Source organism: Micromonospora phytophila (genome assembly GCF_023656545.1).
Taxonomy (GTDB): Bacteria; Actinomycetota; Actinomycetes; order Mycobacteriales; family Micromonosporaceae; genus Micromonospora; species Micromonospora phytophila.
This window is the reverse complement of the sequence record NZ_JAMOKF010000426.1, coordinates 1-3,963: the sequence shown is the minus strand read 5'-3', so window position 1 is coordinate 3,963 and position 3,963 is coordinate 1. Positions and strand designations below refer to the sequence as shown.

At 75.9% G+C, this 3,963-nt stretch carries 5 protein-coding genes; 4 read left to right on the top strand and 1 reads right to left on the bottom strand.

Going from position 1 to position 3,963, the window contains the following annotated elements:
* Positions 1-42 precede the first annotated feature (42 nt).
* Positions 43-906 carry an alpha/beta hydrolase family protein gene (locus NCC78_RS28875; protein WP_250798476.1) on the top strand — a complete coding sequence of 288 codons (864 nt, stop codon included), beginning with the start codon at positions 43-45 and terminating at the stop codon, positions 904-906.
* Between the two features lie 173 nt (positions 907-1,079).
* Here NCC78_RS28875 and NCC78_RS28870 read toward each other — a convergent pair whose 3' ends face one another.
* Positions 1,080-1,250 (bottom strand): hypothetical protein, encoded by a 171-nt coding sequence (locus NCC78_RS28870; RefSeq protein ID WP_250798474.1) that lies wholly within the window; start codon positions 1,248-1,250, stop codon positions 1,080-1,082.
* A gap of 215 nt (positions 1,251-1,465) precedes the next feature.
* Between NCC78_RS28870 and NCC78_RS28865 the strand changes: the two genes are divergently transcribed.
* The 3 genes from NCC78_RS28865 (at position 1,466) to NCC78_RS28855 (ending at position 3,956) form a co-directional block, all read left to right on the top strand.
* Positions 1,466-2,098: a hypothetical protein gene (locus NCC78_RS28865; protein ID WP_250798473.1), complete on the top strand. Its 633-nt coding sequence runs from the start codon at positions 1,466-1,468 to the stop codon at positions 2,096-2,098.
* Positions 2,099-2,273: 175 nt separating this feature from the next.
* Complete coding sequence (locus tag NCC78_RS28860; protein WP_250798472.1) at positions 2,274-2,645, top strand: hypothetical protein; 372 nt, start codon at positions 2,274-2,276, stop codon at positions 2,643-2,645.
* 69 nt (positions 2,646-2,714) lie between these two features.
* Complete coding sequence (locus NCC78_RS28855; RefSeq protein ID WP_250798470.1) at positions 2,715-3,956, top strand: cytochrome P450; 1,242 nt, start codon at positions 2,715-2,717, stop codon at positions 3,954-3,956.
* Positions 3,957-3,963 lie beyond the last annotated feature (7 nt).

The following is a 3,963-nucleotide window of genomic DNA, read 5'->3' as shown; positions in this document are numbered from 1 at the left end:
CAGCGGTTACCTGCCGGTAGCCCCGGGCCGTAGCCTGGGTCGGTGGACGCGACGGGGGAATACCGGCAGGAGTTCGTCGAGGTCGACGGGGCGCGGCTCGGCCTCCAGGTGTACCCGGAACCGGACGGCGTGACGGACGCCCCGCTGGTGCTCGTCACCCCGGCGATGGGGGTGCGGGCCCGCTACTACCGGCCGTTCGCCGCCGCCCTGCGCACCGCAGGCCTGGCCGTCGCCGTGGCCGACCTGCGCGGCACCGGCGAGAGCACCCCGCGTCCGAGCCGCGCCTGCCGGTACGGCTACCCGGAGCTGGCTGCCGACGTCGGCGCGGTGCTGGCGGCGCTCAAGCCCCGGCGGGACGGGCGCCGGACCCTGCTGCTCGGGCACTCCCTCGGCGGGCAGGCGGCGCTGCTGCACCTCGCCCTGCACGGTGACCACGAGGTCGACGGCCTGGCGCTGGTCGCCGTCGGCGTGCCCTGGTGGCGCGGCTACCCGGGCCTGCGCGGCTACGCCGTCCTGCCGTACACCCAGGGGATCGCGGCCGCGGCCGCGCTGCTCGGCGTCTGGCCGGGCTGGGGCTTCGGCGGACGGCAGGCCCGCGGGGTGATCCGGGACTGGGCGTACACCGCGCGGACCGGCCGCTTCCCCCGGCTGGACGGGGTGGACGCGGAGGCCGCCGTGCGCGCGGTACGCACCCCCGTGCTCGCGGTTAGCGTGGACGACGACCAGTACACGCCCCACCAGACGCTCGACCACCTGTGCGGCAAGCTCGCCGCGGCACCCGTCACGCGCGAGCGCTACACCGCGGCGCAGGCCGGCGCCCGGCTGGACCACTTCACCTGGGTACGCGCGTCCGCGCCGCTGGCGGCGCGGGTGGCCCGCTTCGCCGCCGACCTGCCGGCCCGCTGACCCGCCGGCCCGGTGACCCGCTGACCCGCGCTCAGTCGTCGAGCCGGCACACCAGCAGGGCGATGTCGTCCGTCGGTTCCGCGGCCAGCTCGGCCAGGAGCGCGTCGCTGAACGCTCGGCCCGCACCGCCCCGCGTCGGTCGGGCGGCGCGCGACCGCCGCCCGACCGCACGCTCACTCGTCCGTGTCGATCGGCACCATCCCGCGGTCGCTCTCCACCCGGATCTCGCCGTGCTCGGCCCGGGGCGGCACCTCGGCGGTCCTCTTGCGCGGGTCGTTGTCCGGGTGCATCAGCACGGCGTCGGTCGAGGCGGTCTTCTCCCGGCTCTCCTCGGGCTGCGACATCGGGTTCCCCTCTCGCTCGGATCCTCCGTCCGGCGATCTACCCGCCAGGCCCCCGCCGACTCCTCTCGGGCGCCACCGGCTGTCCCGGCCGACCCCGCCGGTGCCGGTCTCCGCCCGAATCCACGTCCCCGCGTCGTATCAGCAGGTGAGGTGCGGGATTAGCCGACCGGGCGATGGGTATGCCGCTGCGCCCGAACACGGTGGAAGGGGATCACATGACCGAACGGCATACCGCACTGCGCTCCATGCACGACCTGGGCCTGGCGGCCTGGTTCGGAGGCTCCCTGATGGGAGCGTTCGGCGTCAACGGCGCGGCGGCACGGATGAACGACTCGACCCAGCGGTTGCCGATGGCCTCGGCGGGGTGGGCCCGGTGGACCCCGGTGAACGCCGCGGCGATCGGCGCCCACCTCGCGGGCGCGGTGGGCGAACTGGTGACGGAGAGCCCACGGGTGGTCGCCCAGGCGGGCGTGGGCCGGGCCAGCACGGTGAAGACCGCGCTGACGGTCAGCGCCCTGGCGGTGACCGGCTACAGCCGGCTGCTCGGGATGAAGCTCGAGAAGGCGGGCAACGCCCCGGTCGAGGGGACGACGGAGCCGAACGGGCAGACGCCGTCGAACGTGGCGTCCTGCCAACGGCAGATGAAGGCGCTCCAGTGGGCGATTCCGGCCCTGACCGGCGCGCTGATCGTGGTCACCGCGTACATGGGCGAGCAGCAGAAGCCCGGCGAGGTGTTCCGGGGCATGCTCGGCCGGGTCGGGATGGCGGGCTCACCGAAGGGCATCGGCCGGATCGCGGCGATGAGCGCCGCCAGGAACAGGAAGCGGATGTCCTGGTCCGGCCGCTGACCGCGGCGACGACCGCGCGGCGCCCCGCCGAGCCCTCGCGACGGGGCGCCGCTCGCCGTGCCCACCCACGACCGATCGTGCCGCCGGGTGGGACGCGACGCCCCCGCGAGAGGCATGAGCCGCTCCCCGACGGGCAAGCGGGGCGGGTACCGGCGGACCGATCAGCGAGGTGAGCATGGTGCCAGGAGACGGACGCAGCGGAGACCGGTCGTCACCGGAGACGGTCGAGCCGTGGGTCACCAGGGACGGGTTCGACGCCGACCCGCCCTGGGGGACCGGCGAGCACGACCCGATGGACGAGGGCAGCGAGGAGACCGCAGTACCGGAGGGCCGGCGCGGGGATCGCCGGGCCGCGGACGTCCGGTCGGACCCGGCGCACCCCGCCGGCCGGCACAGCATCGGCTCGGTCGAACCGTCGCGTATCCCCGAGGCCGGGCCGGGCGCGCCACCGGACCCCGCGCCGTCGCGGCGGTCCTTTCCCGACGACGCCGACATCGGCCCGCGAAGCGAGGACGCGCTGCGGACCAGGGGCCGGCGCTCGTCCTGACCGGCGCCGCGCCGCCACACCACACGGACGGGTTGTTTGCCGCCCGTCCAGACGGGCAGGACTGAACCTATGCCGGCCGACCTCGCGACCCGCCTCGACAACACCCTGCCGCTGGCCCTGGAGGGCTACGCCTGGTTACCCAACCGGCTGCGCCGCTGCGGCGCCGACGCCCTGCGCACCCGGCTGATGGGCCAGCGGGCGGTGGCGTTGCACGGGCCGGACGCGGCCCGGTTCTTCTACGACGAGCGACACATCCGCCGGCACGGTGCGATCCCCGAAGCGGCGCGCGGCACCCTGTTCGGCAAGGGCGCCGTGCACACCCTCGACGGCGAGGCGCACCGGGTCCGCAAGGCGATGTTCGTGGGGCTGCTGACCGGCGGCGGGGTCGACGACCTGGTCGACCGGGCCGGGGCGGCGTGGGACGAGGCCGCCCGATCGTGGGCGGCCCGGGGGCCGGTGGTGCTCTTCGACGAGACCGCGCGGGTGCTGACCCGGGCGGTCTGCGACTGGACCGGCGTCCCGCTGGACCGCGACGAGGTACCCGAGGTCGCCGCCGACCTGGTCGCCATGGTGGACGGCTTCGCCACCGCCGGCCCCCGGCACTGGCGGGCCCGCCGGGCCCGGGGGCGGCGGGAGGCGTGGCTCGCCGACCTGGTGGACGGCGTACGCCGGGGTGCGGTCGCCGTGCCGGAGGAGTCGGCGGTCGCGGCGGTGGCCCGGCACCGGGACGCCCACGGCCGGCCGCTCGACCCGCGTACGGCCGCCGTGGAGCTGCTCAACATCATCCGTCCTACGGTCGCGGTGACGTGGTTCGTGGCGTTCACCGGCCACGCCCTGCACCGCTGGCCGGAGCAGCGCGAGCGGCTGCGCGCCGCCGATCCGGCGTTCACCGAGGCCTTCGCCCACGAGGTCCGCCGGTTCTATCCGTTCGCCCCGTTCGTGGGCGGTCGGGCGGTGACCCAGGTGGAGTGGGGCGGCGTACGGATCCCCGCCGGCACCATGGTGCTGCTCGACCTGTACGGGCAGAACCACGACCCCCGGCTCTGGCCGGAGCCGTACCGCTTCGACCCGGACCGGTTCGTCGGTCGGGAGATCGGCCCGTTCGAGCTGGTGCCGCAGGGCGGTGGTGATCCGCGCACCGGGCACCGTTGCCCGGGCGAGCTGAGCACCGTGGCCCTGCTGCGGGCGCTGGCCGTGCGGCTGGCCCGGCTCGACCACGACGTGCCCGAGCAGGACCTCCACATCCCGCTGCACCGCATTCCGACCCGCCCGGCCAGCGGCCTGGTCGTCGACGTGCGGCGGGCCCCCTGACGGACCG

Excerpts from the sequence above, each read along its gene's own strand:
- NCC78_RS28870 (WP_250798474.1), bottom strand. The coding sequence starts at position 1,250 with ATGTCGCAGCCCGAGGAGAGCCGGGAGAAGACCGCCTCGACCGACGCC.
- NCC78_RS28865 (WP_250798473.1), top strand. The coding sequence starts at position 1,466 with ATGACCGAACGGCATACCGCACTGCGCTCCATGCACGACCTGGGCCTG.
- NCC78_RS28860 (WP_250798472.1), top strand. The coding sequence starts at position 2,274 with ATGGTGCCAGGAGACGGACGCAGCGGAGACCGGTCGTCACCGGAGACG.
- NCC78_RS28855 (WP_250798470.1), top strand. The coding sequence starts at position 2,715 with ATGCCGGCCGACCTCGCGACCCGCCTCGACAACACCCTGCCGCTGGCC.